The following is a 21,337-nucleotide window of genomic DNA, read 5'->3' on the forward strand; positions in this document are numbered from 1 at the left end:
TGCGACGCTGCCTCTGGGGCTGTCAGCGCTTTTTCCTGGGCGCCGGGGCCTGGTGGATCAACTGGGTGCCAGCCCATGCGTCATGCCAGAACTGCCGGCGCGGATGAAAGCGGCTCAGAAGCGCCCAGAGCGCTACCCACAGCACCAGCAGCATCAGCGTGGTCAGTGCAGGCACGCCGGTCGAATAGGCCGCCAGTGGCGGCAGCAGCCAGATCCAGCTGAACACATAGCGCCGCAGCGCGCGCAACTGGCTGACGGGCTGGCCTGCCGCATCCACCAGGCGGATGTGCCAGGTCTTCATGGCCAGCGTCTGGCCCTTGGACCAGAACCAGACGAAGTAGATCCCCAGCACCACGAACATGAAGGCCTGCAGCGCATGGCGGTTGTCCATGGCATTGCGTGTCTGCGACAGGGTGCCGAACAGATAGCCTGCAATGAAGACCACGCCGAACAGCAGCATGCCCTCGTAGAGCCAGCAGGCCATGCGCCGCGCCAGTCGCGGGGCCATCTGTGGGGATGCTGCGATTGCGGCTGCCGTGGTGGAGGCGGGGGATGTGGCGTTCGTCATGCGGACGGGGAGATCGGTGCGTCAGTGCGTCAATGCGAGAGGGGCGCTTCGCCGTGCGATGGCTGGGATGCAGCATCGGGGCTGTCATGCAGTTCCATGGGCGGCAAAGGCATGGGCGTGGCCGAGGGCACTTCCACCGGCGCCGTCTCCACCAGCGCCGGCGGGCGCACGGGATGGGTTTCCACACCTGGAGGGGATGGGGCCGGAGGTACGGGGAGCGGCGGGTTGTAGATGGTGGCGGGCGGAATCTTCGGCGGATTCGGAATGGTGGCCGGAGCCACCGAGGCCGCCGGAATCCGCGCCAGCCGCTTGGGGGCCACGGGCTCTATGGCGGTGGCGGCGCCCTTGGCCTTGGGCGCGGCGCGCGCGGCCAGCAGGCGTTTTTCCTCGTCGCTGAGCGCCTGGTAGGCCTCCCACTGGGCGCGCTTGTCTGTGGCCAGGCGGTTGGTCAGGGCGAAATTCAGGCGGGCCTGGCTGCGTTGCTGGGCGCTGAGGCTGGACCAGGTCTGCATGCGATCGCGCAGCTTTTCCTGCTCTTTCTCGCTGAGCTTGTCCCAGCCCTCGGCCAGCGCCATCCAGCGGCGCTTTTGCAGCGCATCCATCATGGACCAGCGCTCGGACAGGGGTTCAAGCACGCTGCTCTGCGCCGGTGTCAGCTCTGCCCAGCGCGGGCCGGAGGCCAGGTCCGTGGCGCGCTGGCGTGTGGCTGCATCACCGTGCAGGGTCTTGGAGGCTGCGATCGTGGCCGGCGAGACGGTGCTGGGTGCCAGTCGTACCTGCTGCACGACGCGCCAGCCGGTCCAGGCCAGCGCCATCAACAGCACCGCCGCCAGGATGGCGGCGGCTGAGCGGTGGAACGCGGCGCGTGAATCAGTGGGCATGCAGGCAGGCAAGGCGGGGATCAGCGTTCCGTGTTGGTGGCCGAAGTCTTCAGGTACTGGATGAAGCCGGGGTCGGCGTAGGCGGCGGGCGGCAGATCATCGGTCAGCAAGGCGGTATCCACCTCGGCAACCTCGGTCAGACCTGTCTGGTCCGTCTGCACGTTGACGACCACCAGGCCAACGATCAACGCCAGCACCGGCACGGCCGAGATCAGCGCGCGCCACCAGGTGCCGCCCTCGTCGCCCGAGCCCAGCGTCAGCGTGCCGCCCTGGGCCTGGGTTGCGCTGGCGGTCTGCAGCGGTGCAGACCGCAGCTCGCGCCGGCGAACGGACAGGGCGCGCTCGCGCCCAGCGCGCAGCCGCTCGGTGATGTCGTATGGCAGCAACGCCTCGCCGTCACCCAGGCGCGCGGTGATCCGGCGTGCGATGCGGTCGGCCGCCATTTCGCTGTGGAGAGTGAGAGTGGGCGCAGTCTTCATAGCTCGATTCCTTTGGCCTTCAGTGCCTTGCTCAATGTCTGGATGGCGCGGAAACAATGTGTTTTTACACTTCCTTCGGAACACCCCATCGCGGCAGCGGTCTCCGCGACGTCCATCTCTTCCCAATAACGCATCAGGAAAGCTTCGCGTTGACGTGCTGGAAGCTCCTGTATCTCTTTTTCAATGCTTTGCAAAATCTGGGCCCGCTCGGTCAGATCTTCGGCGCTGCGGGCGGTTTCGCCGTTCTGGCCGGAGTCGGCATAGGTTTCGAGCCAGTCGAAGTCCGCATCGTCGCTGGCCGACGCCTCCAGATCGCTCATGCGGGTGAAGAGGGCGTTCTGCGTTTTTTGCCGGCGAAACCAGTCCAGCGTGCTGTTGGACAGGATGCGCTGGAACAGCATGGGCAGCTCGTTGATGGGCTTGTCGCCATAGTGCTGCGCCAGCTTGAGCATGCTGTCCTGCACGATGTCCAGCGCCGCCTCCTCATCCCGGACGTGAAAAAAGCTGCGCTTGAAGGCTCGCTTTTCTACGCTTTTGAGGAAGTCGGATAGTTCTTGCTCGGTTGCCAAAAGGAACGCAGGCCCGGATGAGGGGCTCGTTGATGAGGGGCTGAACGGGTGCGGGGCCTGATTATCGCACCGCACTGTCAATTTTTTTCGCAGGATGGCGCGCAGGCTTGTTGCAGTGCGATAATGTCTGCTGCAATTCAAAAAGGCAAACGGGTCACGGTCCGGCGTTTACTCACTCGCCCATGTCTGTTGGTCCTAAGTCCCGCACCGGCCTCACAAGGGCTTCAGGCAAGGGGCACCCAAGGTTTTTCGTTAGAGAAATTCACAAAGGTTGATCATGGAAATTTCCAAAGCCGAGTACTCCAGCGCGGCAGCAGCGGCGTCGCAGTCCCATGCACCCCAGGAGCTGATGGGCTCCGAGATCCTCGTCAAGTCCCTGCAGGCCGAAGGTGTCAAGCAGCTTTGGGGCTATCCGGGCGGTGCGGTTCTGTACATCTACGACGCCCTCTACAAACAAGATTCCATTCAGCATGTGCTGGTGCGCCATGAACAGGCGGCAGTGCATGCGGCAGACGGTTTTGCCCGTGCCACGGGTGAAGTCGGCGTGGCCCTGGTGACTTCGGGTCCCGGCCTGACCAACGCCGTGACCGGCATTGCCACCGCCTACACCGATTCCATTCCCCTGGTCGTGATCAGCGGCCAGACCTCGACGGCCTACATCGGCACCGATGCGTTCCAGGAATGCGACACCGTCGGCATCACCCGCCCCATCGTCAAGCACAACTTCCTGGTGAAGGATGTGCGCGAGCTGGCGGACACGATGAAGAAGGCCTTCCACATCGCGCGCACCGGCCGTCCCGGCCCCGTGGTGGTGGACATCCCCAAGGACGTGTCCTTCAAGAAGGCGCTCTACGCAGGCTACCCCGACAAGGTGGAGATGCGCTCCTACAACCCGGTGCGCAAGGGCCATGCCGGCCAGATCCGCAAGGCGCTGCAGTTGCTGCTGGCCGCCAAGCGACCCTATATCTACACGGGCGGCGGCGTTCTGCTGGGCAATGCCTGCAACGAGCTGCGCACGCTGGTGGACATGCTGGGCTACCCGGTCACGCATACGCTGCTGGGCCTGGGCGCCTATCCGGCCAGCGACCGCAAGTTCCTGGGCATGCTGGGCATGCACGGCACCATCGAAGCCAACAATGCCATGCAGAACTGCGACGTGCTGCTGGCGGTGGGTGCACGCTTCGATGACCGCGTGATCGGCAACCCCAAGCATTTCATGTCGGTGGAGCGCAAGATCATCCACATCGACATCGATCCCTCTTCCATCTCCAAGCGCGTGAAGGTGGACGTGCCCATCGTGGGCGACGTCAAGGAGGTGCTGACCGAGCTGATCTCCATGATCCGCGAGGCAAGTGCCCGTCCCGACGCAGCGGCCCTGGGCCAATGGTGGGAGACCATCGAAGGCTGGCGCAGCCGCGACTGCCTGCAGTACAGCCGTGGCGATGGCTCGGTCATCAAGCCCCAGTACGTGGTGGAGACGCTGTGGAACATGACCCGCGACGCCGATGCCTACATCACGTCCGACGTGGGCCAGCATCAGATGTGGGCCGCGCAGTACTACCGCTTCGACGAGCCGCGCCGCTGGATCAACTCCGGCGGCCTGGGCACCATGGGCGTGGGCCTGCCCTACGCCATGGGCATCAAGCTGGCCAAGCCTGAATCCGAGGTGTTCTGCATCACGGGTGAAGGCTCCATCCAGATGAATATCCAGGAGCTGGCCACCTGCCTGCAGTACAACACGCCGGTCAAGGTGGTGTCGCTGAACAACCGCTACCTGGGCATGGTGCGCCAGTGGCAGGAGATCGAGTACTCGGGTCGCTACAGCAGCAGCTACATGGACTCGCTGCCCAACTTCGTGAAGCTGGCCGAGGCCTATGGCCACGTGGGCATGCTGATCGAGCGCCCCGAGGACGTGGAGCCCGCCCTGCGCGAGGCACGCAAGCTCAAGGACCGCACGGTGTTCATGGACTTCCGTACCGATCCCACCGAGAATGTGTTCCCCATGGTGCAGGCCGGCCGTGGGATCACCGAGATGCTGCTGGGAGCTGACGACCTCTGAGTATGGTCCCTTGCGGGATTTGCCCGGGTTCATTCCTGCCGCATCCGTTCCAGTAAGCCGTCCTCGAGGCGGCCCCTTTGACGAATCTATTGCCTGCCAAGCCCGACGTTTACCGGCGCCGGGGGAGGGCAGCGAAAAGAGGAATCTTTCTTTCATGAAACACATCATTGCCGTGCTGCTCGAAAACGAGCCGGGAGCCTTGTCGCGCGTGGTGGGCCTGTTCTCGGCCCGCGGCTACAACATCGAATCGCTGACCGTGGCCCCCACGGAAGACGCATCGCTGTCGCGCATGACCATTCAGACGAATGGCTCCGAAGACGTGATCGAGCAGATAACCAAGCACCTGAATCGCCTGATCGAGGTCGTCAAGGTCGTGGACCTGACCGAAGGCTCCTATACCGAGCGCGAACTCATGATGGTCAAGGTCCGCGCCGTGGGCAAGGAACGCGAGGAGATGAAGCGCATGGCGGACATCTTCCGCGGCCGCATCATCGACGTGACCGAAAAGAGCTACACGGTCGAGCTGACCGGCGACCAATCCAAGAACGACGCCTTCCTGCAGGCGCTGGACCGCACGGCCATTCTGGAAACCGTGCGCACCGGCTCCTGCGGCATCGGCCGCGGCGAACGCATCCTGCGCGTTTGATGCGCTGCAACGCACCTGAAACCTGTCCCCTTCCCCTTTTCAACCCCTACACACACGAAGCCTGGAGCCAACATGAAAGTTTTCTACGACAAGGACTGTGACCTGAGCCTGATCAAGGGCAAGACCGTTGCCATCATCGGCTACGGCAGCCAGGGCCACGCACACGCGCAAAACCTGAACGAAAGCGGCGTGAAGGTCGTGGTCGGCCTGCGCAAGGGCGGCGCTTCCTGGGACAAGGTCGCCAAGGCTGGCCTGACCGTCGCGGAAGTCGATGACGCCGTGAAGTCCGCCGACCTGGTCATGATCCTGCTGCCGGATGAGAACATCCCCGAGGTCTACAACAACAACGTGGCCCCCAACATCAAGCAAGGCGCCACGCTGGCCTTTGCCCACGGCTTCAACATCCACTACAACCAAGTCGTGCCCCGCGCCGATCTGGACGTGATCATGGTCGCCCCCAAGGGTCCTGGCCACACCGTGCGTTCCGAGTACCTGAAGGGCGGCGGCGTGCCTTCGCTGATCGCTGTGTACCAGGACAAGTCCGGCAAGGCCCGTGACCTGGCCCTGTCCTATGCCATGGCCAACGGCGGCGGCAAGGGCGGCATCATCGAGACCAACTTCAAGGAAGAAACCGAGACCGACCTGTTCGGCGAGCAAGCCGTTCTGTGCGGCGGCGCGGTGGAACTGGTGAAGATGGGCTTCGAGACCCTGACCGAAGCCGGCTACGCTCCCGAAATGGCCTACTTCGAGTGCCTGCATGAGCTCAAGCTCATCGTGGACCTGATGTACGAAGGCGGCATCGCCAACATGAACTACTCCATCTCGAACAACGCCGAATACGGCGAGTACGTGACGGGTACCGAAGTCATCAACGACAAGTCGCGCGAAGCCATGCGTGCTGCCCTCAAGCGCATCCAGACGGGCGAATACGCCAAGATGTTCATCCAGGAAGGCCGCACCAACTACCCGAGCATGACGGCCCGCCGCCGCATGAACGCCGACCATGCCATCGAGAAGGTCGGTGGCCAGCTGCGCGCCATGATGCCCTGGATCTCCAAGAACAAGCTGGTTGACCAGAGCCGCAACTGAGATTGCTGCATTCCATCTTGTCTGGGTCGCGCAAGCGGCCTACGCAAGGTGCAGGACAAGGCCACCCCGACGGGTGGCCTTTTTCGTGCAGGGAAGGGGTGCGGCGCGCAGGTACACTGACCCTTTCGGGGCGGCGCAGTCCGCTCCCTTAGAATACTATCGTTTTAATAGCTGCCCGCGCCCGTAGGCGCTGTGCTGGAGGCTGGATTGATGCAAAACCACAATGAGTCCAACGAGATTGAGGGCGTGGTGGTGCGCAAGCGCCGCAAGGGTATCTACATCCTGCCCAACCTGTTCACGCTGGCTGCGCTGTTCGGTGGCTTCTACGCCATCGTGATGGCCATGAATGGCCGCTTCGAACTGGCTGCCGCAGGCGTGTTCTGCGCCATGGTGCTGGACAGTCTTGACGGCCGCGTGGCACGCATGACCAATACGCAAAGCGCCTTTGGCGAACAGATGGACTCGCTGTCGGACATGGTGTCCTTCGGAGCCGCTCCGGCCTTGATCGCCTATGAATGGGCGCTCAAGGGCATTGGTCGCTGGGGCTGGATTGCCGCCTTTGTCTATTGCGCCTGCGCTGCACTGCGGCTGGCGCGTTTCAACGTGAATACCGGCACGGTGGACAAGCGCTGGTTCCAGGGCCTGCCTTCGCCTGCGGCGGCGGCGCTGGTCACGGGCTTCATCTGGCTGCTGGACGAGGCGGGCCTGCTGCGCGGGCAGGATGCCTGGCTGAGCTGGACGCAGATCACCTGGATCATGTTCTTCCTGACGTTGTACGCGGGCCTGACCATGGTCACCAATGTGCCGTTCTACAGCTTCAAGGACGTGCACTTCAAGAAGAGCGTGCCGTTTGCCGCCATCGTGCTGATTGCGCTGGGCATTGCCATCATCAACATCCACCCGCCTATCGTGCTGTTCGGCGTGTTCCTGCTCTACGGTTTCTCGGGCTATGGCGTCTACGCCTGGCGCAAGGCCAAGGGTCAGCGCACCAGCGTCATCAGCACCTCGACCGACGAGCCCGAGGAGCGCGGCCTGCACAAGTGATGCGGCGCAGCATCTTCACAGCCTTTGTGAACCTGTGCTAAAGTCGTCCGAATGCAATACCTGTCGCTAGCTCTACTACTGATGTCCAACGGGCAGAGACAGTAGCGCGCGCGTACATACCTACTTTCACGGCCCGTTTGCACCAGCGACGGGCCGTTTTGCATTTGTGGGGTCGCTGGAGCAGGTGGGTCTTGTTTTTACCTAGACGATAGAAAGCACTTCAGCCATGTTGCAAAACCCTTCGACCAAGTACCGTCCGTTCGCTTTCGCTCCCGTGCGTCTGCAAAATCGCAGCTGGCCCGACGCGACGATTACCAAGGCTCCGATCTGGTGCAGCGTGGATCTGCGCGATGGCAACCAGGCGTTGATCGAGCCGATGGACATCGATCGCAAGATGCGCATGTTCGAGCAACTGGTGAAGATCGGCTTCAAGGAGATCGAGGTCGGTTTTCCCTCCGCTTCGCAGGTGGAGTTCGACTTCATGCGCAAGCTCATCGAGGAAAACCGCATTCCCGATGACGTGACCATCCAGGTGCTGACCCAGGCGCGCGAGCACCTCATCCGCCGTACCTTCGAAGCGCTCGAAGGCGTGCCCCGTGCCATCGTCCATCTGTACAACGCCACCGCGCCCGTGATGCGCCGCGTGGTGTTGAACATGAGTGAAGACGAGATCGTCGAGCTGGCCACCACCAATGCCCGCATGTTCAACGAGATCGCTGCCGGCTACCCCCAGACGCAGTGGACCTTCCAGTACTCGCCCGAGATGTATTCGGACACCGAGCTGGAGTTTTCCAAGCGCGTCATCGATGCCGTCACCGATGTATGGCAGCCCACGCCCGAGCGCAAGTGCATCATCAACCTGCCCACCACGGTGGAGCATTCCACGCCCAATCTGTTTGCCGACATGGTGGAGTGGACGCACCGCCACATCCAGCGCCGTGATTCCATCGTGCTGTCCGTCCATCCCCACAACGATCGCGGCACCGGCACGGCCACGGCCGAGCTCGCGCTGATGGCCGGTGCCGACCGCCTCGAAGGCTGCCTGTTCGGCAACGGCGAGCGCACGGGCAACCTCGACGTGGTCAACGTGGCGCTGAACATGTATATCCAGGGCGTGTCGCCCGGGCTGGATTTCTCCGATATCGACGGCATCCGCAGCACGGTCGAGCATTGCAACCAGTTGCCCGTGCACCCGCGCCATCCCTATGTGGGCGATCTGGTCTACACCTCGTTCTCTGGCTCGCACCAGGATGCGATCAAGAAGGCCTTCGCCGACCGCAAGGAAGGCGACGTCTGGGACATGCCCTATCTGCCCATCGATCCCAAGGACCTGGGTCGCAGCTATGAGGCCGTGATCCGCGTCAACAGCCAGTCGGGCAAGGGCGGCATCGCCTATCTGCTTGAAAGCGAATATGGCCTCCAGTTGCCGCGCCGCCTGCAGATCGAGTTCAGCCAGGTCGTGCAGCGCGAGATGGATGCCAGTGGCAAGGAATTGGCTGCCGCCGACCTGTGGAATCTGTTCCAGCGCGAATACGGCCTGCAATCCGTGCAGGCGCCGCACTACCGGCTGAGCGAGAACGATGGTGTGGTCAGCCTGTCGGCCGACCTGGCTGTCGAGGGCGGCAAGCGCACGGTCGAGGCCGAGGGCACGGGCCCGATCGACGCCTTCGTGCAGGCGCTGAGCGAGCACAGCGGCCGCGCGGTGCGCGTGCTGGACTATGCCGAGCACGCCATTGGCGAAGGTGCCAACGCCAAGGCCATCGCCTATGTGGAACTGCGCGTGGATGAGTCCCACGTGTGCTACGGCGTCGGGGTCGATGCGAATATCGTCTCTGCCTCGTTCCGGGCCATCATGTCGGGCTTGCAGCGTGTTCCCTCCGCCGAGAATGCGGTGGAGCAGGAGGCGGTTGCCGCCTGAATTTCGTTCCCGAGCCGGTGCAGCCACAAGCGCACCGGCTTTTTTCATCGCCTGCCCGTGGGCAGGGGCTTCGCATCCACAAGAAAGACGAGACTCCCCATGACCGACCAATTGATCATTTTCGACACCACCTTGCGTGACGGCGAGCAGTCGCCCGGTGCCTCCATGACCCGCGACGAGAAGCTGCGCATCGCGCGCCAGCTCGAACGGCTGAAGGTCGATGTGATCGAGGCCGGTTTTGCGGCGAGCTCCAACGGTGACTTCGAGTCGGTGCAGGCCATTGCGCGCGCCATCAAGGACTCCACTATCTGCTCGCTGGCGCGGGCCAATGACCGTGACATCGCCCGTGCGGCCGAAGCCCTCAAGGACGCCAACCGCGCGCGCATCCACACCTTCATTGCGACCAGCGCGCTGCACATGGAGAAAAAGCTGCGCATGACGCCCGATCAGGTGCTGGAGCAGGCGCGCCAATCCGTGCGCTTTGCGCGCAACCTGATTGCCGACATCGAGTTCAGCCCGGAGGACGGCTACCGCAGCGACCCGGATTTCCTGTGCCGCGTCATCGAGACCGTGATCGCCGAGGGCGCAACCACGATCAACGTGCCCGACACCGTGGGCTATGCCATTCCCGAGCTCTACGGCGCCTTCATCAAGAACCTGCGCGAGCGCGTGCCCAACAGCGACAAGGCGGTCTGGAGCGTGCACTGCCACAACGATCTGGGCATGGCCGTGGCCAACTCGCTGGCCGGCGTCAAGCTCGGCGGCGCCCGCCAGATCGAATGCACCATCAATGGCCTGGGTGAGCGCGCCGGCAACTGCTCGCTGGAAGAGGTGGTGATGGCCATCAAGACGCGCAAGGATTACTTTGGCCTGGACGTCAACATCGACGCCCTGCACATCGTGGCCGCCAGCCGCATGGTCAGCCAGACCACCGGCTTCGTGGTGCAGCCCAACAAGGCCGTGGTGGGGGCCAACGCCTTCGCCCACGCCTCCGGCATTCACCAGGACGGCGTGCTCAAGGCGCGCGACACCTACGAGATCATGCGTGCCGAGGACGTGGGCTGGAGCGCCAACAAGATCGTGCTGGGCAAGCTCAGCGGCCGCAACGCCTTCAAGCAGCGCTTGCACGAGCTGGGCGTGGAGCTGGACAGCGAAGCCGCGATCAATACCGCCTTCGCCGCCTTCAAGGAGCTGGCCGACCGCAAGAGCGAGATCTTCGACGAGGACATCCTGGCCCTGGTGACCGAGCAGGACGCGCATCAGCAGGCCGACCCCTTCCAGTTCATCTCGCTGGCCCAGCAAAGCGAGACAGGTGAGCGCCCACATGCGTCAGTGGTGTTCAGCCGCGACGGCCGAGAGATCAAGGCCCAGTCCGACGGCAATGGCCCGGTCGATGCCTCGTTCAAGGCCATCGAATCCGAGGTGAAGAGCGGTGCCGAGATGCTGCTGTACTCGGTCAACGCCATCAGCGGCTCCACCGAAAGCCAGGGCGAAGTGACCGTTCGCCTGCAGCGCAGCGGGCGCGTGGTCAACGGCGTGGGCGCCGACCCTGACATCGTTGTGGCTTCTGCCAAGGCCTATCTGAGCGCGTTGAACAAATTACACAGCAATGCAGAGATCGTGGCTGCGCAGGGGTAAGCACTCGCCTTATAATTTCACTTAAATTATCGAAAAGTCGCACAAGTTATTGTCACAGTGCGACTTTTTCGATTAATGTAAGGTCTAGTCACAAATTCTTGCTGCTTGGAGCATTTCTCATGCCCACCCTACGCCGTGCCCGCCTCGGTCGATTTGCTCAGGTCATGTCCTTTCTGGCCCTGAGTTGTGCTCTTGCTGCTCCGGGCGCATATGCCGCGCCCGCCAAGAAAGTTGCCAAGAAACAGGTGGCCGTGGCCCCTGTCAAGAAGAAGGCGGTGAAGGAGCGCGCCACGGCCGCTCCCCAGGGCAAGCGCGTTGCCAAGAGCGCGCGCCAGCCCAGCCGCGTCGCTGCACGCAGCGTGGCCAGCCCCATTCGCGCCGTTGCCTACGAGCCACGCCTGTCCTTTGGCCAGATGGCCGGTCTGCATGCGGTGGCCGATCCTCTGGATCTCAAGAGCAGCGTGGCCCTGGTCCTGGACCAGGACACCCATGAGGTGCTGCTGAGCAAGAACGACCATGCCGTCTTGCCCATCGCCTCGTTGACCAAGCTGATGACCGGCCTGCTGATTTCCCAGGCCCATCTGCCGATGGATGAAACCATCACCATCACGCAGGACGACGTGGATACCGAAAAGGGCAGCAGCTCGCGCCTGGCCGTCGGCACCACGCTCACGCGCGGTGAAATGCTGCACCTGGCCCTGATGTCCAGCGAAAATCGCGCTGCCCACGCCCTGGGCCGCACTTTCCCTGGTGGCCTTGATGCCTTTGTCCAGCAGATGAATGCCAAGGCCCGTCTGCTGGGCATGACCGATACCCGCTACGTGGAGCCCACCGGGCTGTCCAGCCGCAACCAGTCCAGTGCCCGTGATCTGGCCGTGCTCGTCAATGTGGCCCACAGCGATCCGCTGGTGCGCGAGTACACCACCTCGCCCGGCTATGAGGTGGCCGTTGGCCGCCGCACGCTGCAGTACAACAACACCAACCGCCTGGTGATGAGCCCCACCTGGGACATCGGTCTGCAAAAGACCGGCTACATCTCCGAGGCGGGCCGCTGCCTGGTCATGCAGGCGCAGGTGGCTGGCCGCAAGATCATCATGGTCTTCTTGGATTCGGCCGGAAAGTTCAGCCGCCTCGGCGATGCCGAGCGCGTGCGCCACTGGGTGGAGTCCATGGGACAGGTGGCTGGCGATCCCATGATCCACAAGGTCAAGGGCTGAGTTTTCTTTCCCCTCACGACAAAGGCGCCGATGGCGCCTTTGTTGTTTCTGGTGGGCAGAGGTCTGTCTTGCCAATGGCCCCTGGCCAATGCCAACGGGGCCGACGGCTGTTCAGTGGCTGCTGCGCGCGTAGGGGTTGGGTGGCGGTGCCGCCGGGCGGGTTGCGTTGAAGCCCAGGGCGCCCGAGATCTCCTGTGCGGTGGACTGGAGCTTGGACATCCAGCTTTCGTCCAGCCGGTCGGCGGGAGCGGAGATGGACAGGCCGGCCACCAGCTTGCCCTGGTCGTCGTAGATGCCGGCGGCCATGCAGCGCACGCCCAGTTCCAGCTCTTCGTTGTCGCGGGCCACGCCATGGTGGCGTACCTTGTCCAGCTCGTTTTCCATGTCGGCCAGCCGCGTGATGCTGAAGTGCGTCTTGCCGGGCAGGCCGGTGCGCGTGGCGTAGGCGCGGACCTGTTGCGCATCGTCCGCCGCCAGGAACAGCTTGCCGTTGGATGTCAGGTGCAGCGGCGCATGGCCGCCGATGGCGCGCACCACCTGCATGCCGGAGCGCTCGCTGTAGGCGCGTTCCACATAGACGATTTCATCGCCCTGGCGCACGCTGAGGCTGACCGGCTGCTGGATCTGCTTGTGCAGCTGGCGCATGGGGATCAGGGCCGCTTCGCGCACGCTCAGGCGGGCCTTGACCAGATTGCCCAGTTCCAGGAAGCGCATGCCCAGGCGGTAGCTGCCCGATTCGGGGCGATCGACAAAGCGGCCGATGGCCAGATCGTTGAGGATGCGGTGCGTGGTGGAGGGGTGCAGGCCGGTGCGCTCGCTGATCTCCTTGAGCGATACCGCTTCCTCGCGCGAGGCCAACACGTCGATCAACGTGAACATGCGTTCCAGGACCTGGACGCTGGGCTTGGGGGAGGCCGCGTTATCGTTTTTTTTCATGAGGCGGAGTGGAGTTTCGGCATTCGGTCATTCTAGCGGCGGCCATGGCATGGCGGCATATGTGCCGCCAGCAAACAGCGGCTATGCGCATAAGAAATGTCGCTGAAAAGGCGTGGAGTGACGCTGTATCAGCGCGGCAGCTGATCCACGCGCTGCCAGCGCTCGTCAACGCGCACTTCATGGGGCAGGAAGCGCGCCTTGTAATTCATCTTCTGGCTGTCGGCGATCCAGTAGCCCAGGTAGACATAGGGCAGGCTCATGGACCGGGCCTGGTCGATCTGCCACAGCACATTGAAGGTGCCGTAGCTGGCGGGGTCGTTGGGCTCGTAGAAGGTGTAGACGGCAGACAGCCCGTCTTCCAGCACATCGAGGATGGAGACCATCTTCAACGTGCCGATGCCGCCATCGGCTGCGGGAGTGCGGAACTCCACAAGGCGCGAGTTGACGCGGCTTTGCAGCAGGAACTGGGTGTACTGGTCCACGCTGTCATGGTCCATGCCTCCGCCGCTGTGGCGGCTTTGCTGGTAGCGCAGGTACAGCTGGTAGTGCTCGTTCGAGTAGTGCAGGCGCTGGATCGATGCCGTGAGATCGGCGTGGCGCGCGGCGGCGCGGCGCTGGCTGCGGTCGGGGCGGAAGTCGTGGACCAGGATGCGCATCGGCACGCAGGCTCGGCATCCGTCGCAATACGGCCGGTAGGTGAACATTCCGCTGCGGCGAAAACCCAGTGAAACCAGCTCCGAATAGGCGCTGTTCTGGATCAGGTGGCTGGGCGTGGCCACTTGCGAACGCGCCAGCCGGCCATCGAGATAGCTACAGGGATAGGCGGCGGTGGCATAGAACTGCAGGGCCTGCAGCGGAAGATCGTTCGGGTGCGTCATGGTGTGCTGGCGGCAGCCGGTGATGTGTCGCCAGCCTCGCCGGACGGTGGCAGCAACGCGTCCCAGTATACGTTTTCGAACCGCCAGCGCATGGGCGGCAGCTGGCTTTGCTCGGCCACGGTTTGCAGGAACCGGGCGCGCGGCATTTCGCGCGCCCCCAGCGAGGCCAGATGCTGCGTGGCCTGCTGGCAATCGATCTGCGCGGCGCCTTGGTGTCTGCACAGCGCAACCAGGGCCGCCAGCGCGATCTTGGATGCGTCGGTGGCATGCGCGAACATGGATTCGCCAAACACGGCGCGGCCCAGTGCCACGCAATACAGGCCGCCCACCAGGTGTCCGTCCACCCAGGTCTCCACGCTGTGGGCTGCACCCTGGTGGTGCAGGTCGGCATAGGCGTCAAGAATTTCCTGCACGATCCAGGTGCCATCCTGGTCGTGGCGCACCGTCTGGGCGCAGTGCTGCATCACGGTCTCGAATGCGCTGTCGATGCGGATCTCACAGCCCGGCGTGGCGCGAAAGCGCTGCAATGTCTTGCGCAGGCTGCGGTGCAACCGGAACTGCGATGTCTGCAGCACCATGCGTGGATCGGGCGACCACCACAGCGTGGGCTGGCCTTCGCTGAACCAGGGAAAAATCCCCTGGCTGTAGGCGATGCGCAGGTGCGCGGCATCCAGCGTGCCGCCTGCGGCCAGCAGGCCCGGGATGGGGTCGTTGGGGCCCCATGCCGTTTCCACAGGAGGGAAGGCCTGGTGGGGGATGAGCCATGGGAGGGAATGGGACATGATCGGGTGCGGACGGAGGAAATGGTTTCGTATTCTCTGCAGCCGCAGTCTTGCACAAACCATGCGCAAGAGGGCTGCGTGGATGCGAGGGCATCGCCTGGCCGGGGTAAGTGAACCTCCTACGTGGCCTTGTCGCGCCAGGGGACAGTGCCTCTTGGCAAGCTTGGGCTATGCTGGTTCCGTCTTCTTGCGGATGCTTGGCTTTCGCTGTGAAGGCATCGAAGGAGGATGAGCGATGTTTTTCAGCAAAATCTTTGGCGCAAGCTTTGCCGAGCCGCGCTATATCCGTCGCACCCGGGCCTACCTGCAGGAAGCCCGCATGGCGATGCTGGAGCACACCATTGCCGCGGAGTACTACAAGTCCTCTGCTGACATGTATGCGGAACGTGCCGCACGGCTGGAAGAAGAGCTGCGCGCATGGGAAGAGGGTGTCGAGCAATCCCGTGCCGCCCATGTTTCGCGCCGCGCACATGCCAGGCACAGCAAGCCCGTCACCGTGGAGCCCGCTGCAACTCCATCGCCACCGAACACGCCCACCGTGGGCATGGTGCGCGCAGCCTGACCCAACAAAAAAGCCCGCATGCGTTGGCATGCGGGCTTTTCATCTGGCTCCTCAACCTGGGCTCGAACCAGGGACCTACGGATTAACAGTCCGGCGCTCTACCAACTGAGCTATTGAGGAATATGTTGGCGTTGGGTCTTGTGCGATTGCAAGGCCACTGAAATTTGGCTCCTCAACCTGGGCTCGAACCAGGGACCTACGGATTAACAGTCCGGCGCTCTACCAACTGAGCTATTGAGGAATACACGTCTATCGACAGAGATCTTGTGCGGTTGCAAGATCTTGAAATTCTTTTGGCTCCTCAACCTGGGCTCGAACCAGGGACCTACGGATTAACAGTCCGGCGCTCTACCAACTGAGCTATTGAGGAACAAGACCTAGATTATATGACGTAAAAAACACGTCACAGAAAACTCGGGGGAATTTTTTCAGGAAGGCCGGCTGCAGGCCTTCATTCTCACGGCTCGGGCCTGAACCACAGCCATACCAGCACGCAGCCCATGGAGGTCAGCGCCACGGCCTGCACCCAGGCGGGCGGGCGAGTCCACAGCAGTATGACGGCGCACAGGCTCATCATGGCGCTGGCGCTCCATTTGGCGCGCCGGCTCACGCAGCCGCCCCGTGCCCAGTTGCGCAGCATGGGGCCGAACAGGCGATGGCGCCACAGCCAGGTGTGCATGCGCTGCGAGCTGCGCGCCGCGGCCCAGCCGGCCATGAGCACGAACACCGTGGTGGGCAATCCTGGAATGAAGATGCCGGCAATGCCCGTGGCCAGGCTCAGGCAGGCAAACAGCTGCAGCGCCCAGCGCAACGGGGCGGCCGGCATGCGGTGCAGGGGAGGGGGATCGTCATCATGGAAGGCCGGCGCCGTGCCTGCCTGCGCAGTGGCCTCGGGCTCCAGGGTCTGTGCCGTGGGTATTTGCTGCGCGCCTGCCTCACGGTCCTCTGGGGACGCGGTGGATGACTCTCTGGCGGTGCTGGGCATGCTGCGATTGTGCCAGCGCGCTGTGGCCATGGCGGCCAAGAGGTGGCCAGGGGGCGGCCGGGAGCCGGGCGGCCGCTATGCTTGGCAACCCACATTTACATGCATAGCCTTGCACTGCCATGACTGTCCGCACCATTTTGAAGATGGGCGATCCGCGCCTGCTGCGCGTCGCCCAGCCCGTGACCGAATTCGACACCGACGATCTGCACCTGCTGCTCAGCGATTTGCTGGACACCATGCATGCAGCCAACGGCGCGGGGCTGGCCGCGCCGCAGATTGGCGTGGACCTGCAGATGGTGGTGTTCGGCTCCGGCCTGCCCAATCCGCGATACCCCGATGCGCCCGTGGTGCCGCGCACCGTGCTCATCAACCCGGTCATCACGCCCATGGGCGAGGAAGAGCAACTGGACTGGGAAGGCTGCCTGTCCGTACCGGGAATGCGCGGCATGGTGCCGCGCTGGAACCATATCCGCTACACGGGCTTCGATGTGTTTGGCGATGCCATCGACCGCACGGTGGATGGCTTTCATGCGCGCGTGGTCCAGCATGAGTGCGATCACCTCTGGGGAAAGCTCTATCCCATGCGCATGCGTGACTTCAGCCAGTTCGGTTTCACCGATGTGCTGTTCCCCGGCATCAGCGCGGCCGAGGACGACTGAGCGGGCGGGCGCTGCCCGTATTCAAAGATCTTCGGTCAGGTCTTTGTATACAAATCGGTAGACAATTTTTCCATGCTGGCGCCGTACATTGGCACTTCCCGCCAAGGCGGGGATTGTGTGCGTTCGCCCGCCAAGAGCTGCCAAGCAGCCACCGGGCTTCGCGATGCAGGATGCAGGAGAGCGCGGCCTATCGGGTCGGCGGCAAAGGGTGCGCGGGGGCGCGCCTGCCGCCATCCGGCTGCCGCGTACTTGTCCGGCGTTCTGTGAACAAGAGGACAAGGAGACAGCGATGGAAAAAAGTTCTGGCAATGCGCCGGCCCTGGGTACAGACATCCGCCCGGAGGACGAGCAACTCGGCCTCACGGCCAACACCCTCTATGGTTTGCAGCATGTGCTGACCATGTACGGAGGCATCGTGGCCGTGCCCCTGGTCATGGCCAATGCGGCCGGCATGTCGGCGGCCGACACGGGCCTGCTGATCACGGCCTGCCTTTTCATGGGCGGGCTGGCCACGCTGCTGCAGACGCTGGGCATTCCGTTCTTCGGCTCGCGCCTGCCGCTGGTGCAGGGCGTGTCCTTCTCTGGCGTGGCCACCATGGTCAGCATCCTGCACACGGGCGGCGGCATGCAGGGCGTGCTGGGCGCCGTGCTCTTTGCCTCGGTATTCGGCCTGATCATTGCGCCCATTTTTTCCAAGCTCACCCGGTTTTTCCCGCCGCTGGTCAATGGCTGCGTGATCACCATCATCGGCCTGTCGCTGATGCCGGTGGCGGCTCACTGGGCCATGGGCGGCAATCCCCAGGCGGCCGACTACGGCAGCATGGGCAACATCGGGCTGGCGGGCCTGTCGCTGGTCATCGTGCTGGCACTGAGCAAGCTGGGCAACGCCATGATCTCGCGCCTGTCCATCCTGCTGGCCATCGTCATCGGCACTGCGGTTGCGGCCATGATCGGCAAGTCCGACTTTTCCGAGGTGGGCAGCGGCGCCTGGTTCGCCGTGCCCATGCCGCTGCACTTCGGCTGGCCGACCTTCAGCCTGGCGGCGACCCTTTCCATGTCCATCGTGATCCTGGTGACCCTGGTGGAAACCTCGGCCGACATCCTGGCCGTGGGCGACATCGTTGGCACCCGCGTGGATTCGCGCCGCCTGGCCGACGGCCTGCGCGCCGACATGCTGTCCAGCGTGGTGGCGCCGTTCTTCGGCTCGTTCACGCAGAGCGCCTTTGCCCAGAACGTGGGCCTGGTCGCGGTCACGGGCATCAAGAGCCGCTATGTGGTGGCGTTCAGCGGGCTGATCCTGATCGCCTTCGGCCTGCTGCCCATCATGGGGCGCATCGTGGCCTGCGTGCCGCCCTCGGTGCTGGGCGGCGCGGGCCTGGTGCTCTTTGGCACGGTGGCGGCCAGCGGCATCCGCACGCTGGCCAAGGTGGACTATCACAACAACATGAACCTGATCATCGTGGCGGCGTCCATCGGCATGGGCGTGCTGCCCATGGTCAAGCCGGACTTCTATCACCACTTCCCGGACTGGTTCGCCACCATGTTCCATTCGGGCATCAGCTCCACGGCGGTGACCGTGCTGCTGCTGAACCTTGTCTTCAACCACTTCAAGCAGGGCAACCCCGAGGAGCCTTCGGTGTTCGGCGCAGGTTCTGAGCGCGTGCTCAGCGAGGCCGTGCTGTCTGCCCTGGCCGATGGCGACCGGGTGGTCGACGGCAAGCTCTATGACCGCGAGGGCAAGGAAGTGGCCACGGTGTCGGCGCCTGCGGCTGCCATGCACTGACGGCCGCACCCGCACCAGCGCCAGCGCCTGGATGCAAAAGGCCCGCCCTGGTTGACAGGGCGGGCCTTTTTTCGCCACAAGTTCAGACCGCCAAGGCCTGCAGCAGCTCGGTTTCTATGAGCAGCTGGCGCTGGTTGTTCTGCAGTTCGGCGCCCTCGATCAGAAAGCTGTCTTCCACGCGCTCGCCCAGCGTGCTGACCTTGGCCAATTGCACGCTCAGGTGGTGCTGGGCCAGGATGCGCGCCACGGTGTAGAGCAGGCCGGCGCGGTCCGTGGCCGAGATGGACAGCAGCCAGTGCTGTGCTTTCTCGTCGGGCTGCAGCGTGACGCGCGGCGCAAAGGGGAAGCTTTTGACGCGGCGCGACAGGCGCCGGGGGGATGGCTCGCGCAGCGGCCCGCCCTGCATCAGCGCGGCGACCAGGTCGTTCTCGACCATGTGCATCAGCTCGCGGTACTGCTCCTGCATGGCGGGCGCGACCACCTGGAAGGTGTCCAGCGCATAGCTGTTGTGGGCCGTGTGCACGCGCGCATCCAGAATGGAGAAGGCCGCCCGGTCGAAGTAGCCGCAGATGCGCGCGAACAGATCGGGCTGGTCAGGCGCGTAGACCAGCACCTGCAGCCCCTCGCCGGCCAGGGAGCGGCGCGCGCGCACCACGGGGCGGGTGGTGCCCACGTGGCGCGACAGGTGGCGCGTGTGCCAGGCGATGTCGGCCGCCTCGTGGCGCATGAAATAGTCCACGCCCAGCGTGTCCCAGAGCTTCTTGTGCGATTCGAAGGGCTGGGCTGTCAGTGCCAGCTGCACCAGGGCCTCGCGGCGGCGGGCCTCGATTTCGGCGGCTGCATCGGGCGCGCGTCCGCCCATGACGCGCAAGGTCAGGCGATAGGTGTCCTCCAGCAGCTTGCCCTTCCAGGCGCTCCAGACCTTGGGGCTGGTGCCGCGGATGTCGGCCACGGTCAGCAGGTACAGGGCCGTGAGGTTGCGCTCGTTGCCCACGCGCTCGGCAAAGGCCTGGATCACCTCGGGGTCCGACAGATCCTGCTTTTGCGCGACCTGGCTCATGGTCAGGTGCTCGCGCACGAGGAATTCGATCAGCTCGGCGTCGGCGCGCGCAATGCCGTGGGCGCGGCAAAAACGCTTGGCCTCCACGGCGCCGATGATGGAGTGGTCTCCACCCCGGCCCTTGCCGATGTCGTGGAACAGCGCGGCCACGTACAGCAGCCAGGGCTTGTCCCAGCCGCTGGCCAGCTGGGAGCAGAACGGGTACTCATGCGCATGCTCGGCCATGAAAAAGCGCCGCACATTGCGCAGCACCATGAGGATGTGCTGGTCCACCGTGTAGACGTGGAACAGGTCATGCTGCATCTGGCCCACGATGCGCCGGAACGGCCAAAGGTAGCGCCCCAGCACCGAGGTCTGGTTCATCAGCCGCATGGCGTGCGTGATGCCGCTGGGCTGCTGCAGGATCTTCATGAAGGTGGCGCGGTTGACCGGGTCGCGCCGGAAGGCCGCGTCCATCAGGTCACGCGCGCCGTACAGCGCGCGCAGCGTGCGCGCCGACAGGTCGGTGAGGCCCACATGGGTCTCGTACATCAGAAAGGTTTCGAGGATGGCGTGCGGCTCGCGCTCGTAGAGATCGTCGCTGGCCACCTCGATGGTGCCGGCCTTCTCGTAGAAGCGCGAGTTCAGCCGGATGCGCGGCGTGGGTCGCGGGTTCAGCCGCTCCTCGATGTTCAGCCGCAGGATCTGGCACAGCTGGGTCACGGCCTTGGCCGCCCAGTAGTAGTGGCGCATCAGCGTCTCGCTGGCGCGCATGGCCAGCTTGCGCCCCTCGGCCGAGGTGGAGCGGTAGCCAAAGGCCTCGGCCACGGCGGTCTGCTGGTCGAAGACCAGGCGGTCCTCATGCCGGCCCGCCACCGCATGCAGGCGAGCCCGTATCAGGCTCAGCAGGGCTTCGTTGTCTTCGAGCTGCCGGCGCTCGAAATCGGTGATCAACCCCTTGCCGGCCAGGGCCTGCCAGCTGCTGCCCAGGCCTGCGGCACGGGCCAGCCAGATCATGGTGTGCAGATCGCGCAGGCCGCCGGGCGATTCCTTGCAGTTGGGCTCCAGCGAGTAGGGCGTGCTCTCGTACTTGTTGTGGCGCTGGCGCATTTCCAGCAGCTTGCCGGACAGAAAGGCGTGCGCATTCATCTGGGCCTGGTAGCGCGTCTGGAACTCGGCGAACAGCGGCTCGCTGCCGCAGATGCGGCGTGATTCCAGCAGGGCGGTCTGCACCGTCAGGTCGCGCTCGGATTCCTCCAGGCATTCGGCCAGCGTGCGCACGCTGGAGCCGATCTCCAGGCCCGCGTCCCAGCAACTGCCGATGAATTTCTCGATGCGCGAGGCCAGCTCGGCATCTGCCGTGCCAGCGGCTGGCAGCAGCACCAGCACGTCGATGTCGGAATAGGGAAACAGCTGGGCGCGCCCGAAGCCGCCCACGGCGGCCAGGCAGGCCTCGGGCGGCATGCCGGCGCGATGCCACAGCGCGCGCAGCAGCGTGTCGGCCAGATCGCTCAGGTGCTGCAGCACCAGGCGCACGCCGCGCCGGCCCATGGTGGGCGCCAGCAGCGAGCCTATCCAGCGCCCGCGATCCCGGGCGTACTGCAC

The 21,337-nt window shown here is 64.2% G+C and carries 19 protein-coding genes and 3 tRNA genes; 10 read left to right on the forward strand and 12 right to left on the reverse strand.

What is annotated here, in order from left to right:
• Positions 1 to 22: 22 nt before the first annotated feature.
• Genes DA1_RS25110 through DA1_RS25125 form a run of 4 tightly spaced genes read right to left on the reverse strand, consistent with a single transcriptional unit; the run spans position 23 to position 2,497 of the window.
• On the reverse strand, positions 23 to 568 hold the full coding sequence (locus DA1_RS25110; RefSeq protein WP_034396055.1) for an RDD family protein: 546 nt from the start codon (positions 566 to 568) through the stop codon (positions 23 to 25).
• A gap of 29 nt (positions 569 to 597) precedes the next feature.
• Positions 598 to 1,449 carry a DUF3106 domain-containing protein gene (locus tag DA1_RS25115; RefSeq protein WP_034398837.1) on the reverse strand — a complete coding sequence of 284 codons (852 nt, stop codon included), beginning with the start codon at positions 1,447 to 1,449 and terminating at the stop codon, positions 598 to 600.
• A 20-nt stretch (positions 1,450 to 1,469) separates the two neighbouring features.
• Positions 1,470 to 1,928 (reverse strand): DUF3619 family protein, encoded by a 459-nt coding sequence (locus tag DA1_RS25120; protein ID WP_034396052.1) that lies wholly within the window; start codon positions 1,926 to 1,928, stop codon positions 1,470 to 1,472.
• Positions 1,925 to 2,497, reverse strand: coding sequence for an RNA polymerase sigma factor (locus tag DA1_RS25125; protein ID WP_034396049.1), 573 nt, complete (start codon positions 2,495 to 2,497; stop codon positions 1,925 to 1,927). The genes DA1_RS25120 and DA1_RS25125 overlap by 4 nt, the downstream gene beginning before the upstream one ends.
• Positions 2,498 to 2,774: 277 nt before the next feature.
• Between DA1_RS25125 and DA1_RS25130 the strand changes: the two genes are divergently transcribed.
• From DA1_RS25130 to DA1_RS25160, 7 genes are all read left to right on the forward strand, one after another.
• Positions 2,775 to 4,556: an acetolactate synthase 3 catalytic subunit gene (locus DA1_RS25130; protein ID WP_034398836.1), complete on the forward strand. Its 1,782-nt coding sequence runs from the start codon at positions 2,775 to 2,777 to the stop codon at positions 4,554 to 4,556.
• Positions 4,557 to 4,710: 154 nt separating this feature from the next.
• Positions 4,711 to 5,202 (forward strand): acetolactate synthase small subunit, encoded by a 492-nt coding sequence (ilvN, locus tag DA1_RS25135; RefSeq protein ID WP_012206665.1) that lies wholly within the window; start codon positions 4,711 to 4,713, stop codon positions 5,200 to 5,202.
• A gap of 72 nt (positions 5,203 to 5,274) precedes the next feature.
• Positions 5,275 to 6,291: a ketol-acid reductoisomerase gene (gene ilvC, locus DA1_RS25140; RefSeq protein WP_012206664.1), complete on the forward strand. Its 1,017-nt coding sequence runs from the start codon at positions 5,275 to 5,277 to the stop codon at positions 6,289 to 6,291.
• Positions 6,292 to 6,501: 210 nt separating this feature from the next.
• The gene (pssA, locus tag DA1_RS25145; RefSeq protein WP_012206663.1) at positions 6,502 to 7,335 is read left to right on the forward strand and encodes a CDP-diacylglycerol--serine O-phosphatidyltransferase; all 834 of its coding nucleotides are present in this window, start codon (positions 6,502 to 6,504) and stop codon (positions 7,333 to 7,335) included.
• 226 nt (positions 7,336 to 7,561) lie between these two features.
• The gene (leuA, locus tag DA1_RS25150) at positions 7,562 to 9,253 is read left to right on the forward strand and encodes a 2-isopropylmalate synthase (protein WP_034396046.1); all 1,692 of its coding nucleotides are present in this window, start codon (positions 7,562 to 7,564) and stop codon (positions 9,251 to 9,253) included.
• Between the two features lie 99 nt (positions 9,254 to 9,352).
• Positions 9,353 to 10,891, forward strand: a complete 1,539-nt coding sequence (locus DA1_RS25155) for a 2-isopropylmalate synthase (RefSeq protein WP_034396043.1) — start codon at positions 9,353 to 9,355, stop codon at positions 10,889 to 10,891.
• A gap of 119 nt (positions 10,892 to 11,010) precedes the next feature.
• Complete coding sequence (locus DA1_RS25160; RefSeq protein WP_013801508.1) at positions 11,011 to 12,108, forward strand: serine hydrolase; 1,098 nt, start codon at positions 11,011 to 11,013, stop codon at positions 12,106 to 12,108.
• A gap of 111 nt (positions 12,109 to 12,219) precedes the next feature.
• Here DA1_RS25160 and DA1_RS25165 read toward each other — a convergent pair whose 3' ends face one another.
• The 3 genes from DA1_RS25165 to aat all read right to left on the reverse strand — a co-directional run bounded on the left by DA1_RS25165 (position 12,220) and on the right by aat (position 14,704).
• On the reverse strand, positions 12,220 to 13,044 hold the full coding sequence (locus tag DA1_RS25165) for an IclR family transcriptional regulator (protein ID WP_013801509.1): 825 nt from the start codon (positions 13,042 to 13,044) through the stop codon (positions 12,220 to 12,222).
• 128 nt (positions 13,045 to 13,172) lie between these two features.
• The gene (locus tag DA1_RS25170; RefSeq protein ID WP_012206658.1) at positions 13,173 to 13,922 is read right to left on the reverse strand and encodes an arginyltransferase; all 750 of its coding nucleotides are present in this window, start codon (positions 13,920 to 13,922) and stop codon (positions 13,173 to 13,175) included.
• Positions 13,919 to 14,704: a leucyl/phenylalanyl-tRNA--protein transferase gene (gene aat, locus DA1_RS25175; protein ID WP_034396040.1), complete on the reverse strand. Its 786-nt coding sequence runs from the start codon at positions 14,702 to 14,704 to the stop codon at positions 13,919 to 13,921. Before aat ends, DA1_RS25170 begins: the two co-directional genes overlap by 4 nt.
• 235 nt (positions 14,705 to 14,939) lie before the next feature.
• On the opposite strand from aat, the gene DA1_RS25180 reads away from it, so the two are divergent.
• On the forward strand, positions 14,940 to 15,266 hold the full coding sequence (locus DA1_RS25180; RefSeq protein ID WP_034396036.1) for a hypothetical protein: 327 nt from the start codon (positions 14,940 to 14,942) through the stop codon (positions 15,264 to 15,266).
• Positions 15,267 to 15,310: 44 nt separating this feature from the next.
• Here DA1_RS25180 and DA1_RS25185 read toward each other — a convergent pair.
• From DA1_RS25185 to DA1_RS25200, 4 genes are all read right to left on the reverse strand, one after another.
• Positions 15,311 to 15,386, reverse strand: a tRNA-Asn gene (locus tag DA1_RS25185).
• A 45-nt stretch (positions 15,387 to 15,431) separates the two neighbouring features.
• Positions 15,432 to 15,507: transfer RNA gene (locus DA1_RS25190), tRNA-Asn, on the reverse strand.
• 53 nt (positions 15,508 to 15,560) lie between these two features.
• Positions 15,561 to 15,636: transfer RNA gene (locus DA1_RS25195), tRNA-Asn, on the reverse strand.
• A gap of 87 nt (positions 15,637 to 15,723) precedes the next feature.
• The gene (locus tag DA1_RS25200) at positions 15,724 to 16,092 is read right to left on the reverse strand and encodes a YbaN family protein (RefSeq protein WP_049801494.1); all 369 of its coding nucleotides are present in this window, start codon (positions 16,090 to 16,092) and stop codon (positions 15,724 to 15,726) included.
• A 278-nt stretch (positions 16,093 to 16,370) separates the two neighbouring features.
• Between DA1_RS25200 and def the strand changes: the two genes are divergently transcribed.
• Both def and DA1_RS25210 read left to right on the forward strand, forming a co-directional pair.
• Positions 16,371 to 16,910 (forward strand): peptide deformylase, encoded by a 540-nt coding sequence (def, locus tag DA1_RS25205; protein WP_034396033.1) that lies wholly within the window; start codon positions 16,371 to 16,373, stop codon positions 16,908 to 16,910.
• A gap of 289 nt (positions 16,911 to 17,199) precedes the next feature.
• Complete coding sequence (locus tag DA1_RS25210) at positions 17,200 to 18,693, forward strand: nucleobase:cation symporter-2 family protein (protein WP_012206653.1); 1,494 nt, start codon at positions 17,200 to 17,202, stop codon at positions 18,691 to 18,693.
• An 82-nt stretch (positions 18,694 to 18,775) separates the two neighbouring features.
• On the opposite strand, the gene DA1_RS25215 is transcribed toward DA1_RS25210, so the two are convergent.
• Positions 18,776 to 21,307, reverse strand: a complete 2,532-nt coding sequence (locus tag DA1_RS25215; protein WP_081232016.1) for a [protein-PII] uridylyltransferase — start codon at positions 21,305 to 21,307, stop codon at positions 18,776 to 18,778.
• Positions 21,308 to 21,337 lie beyond the last annotated feature (30 nt).

Source organism: Delftia acidovorans NBRC 14950 (assembly GCF_001598795.1).
In the GTDB taxonomy this organism is placed as follows: Bacteria; Pseudomonadota; Gammaproteobacteria; order Burkholderiales; family Burkholderiaceae_C; genus Comamonas; species Comamonas acidovorans.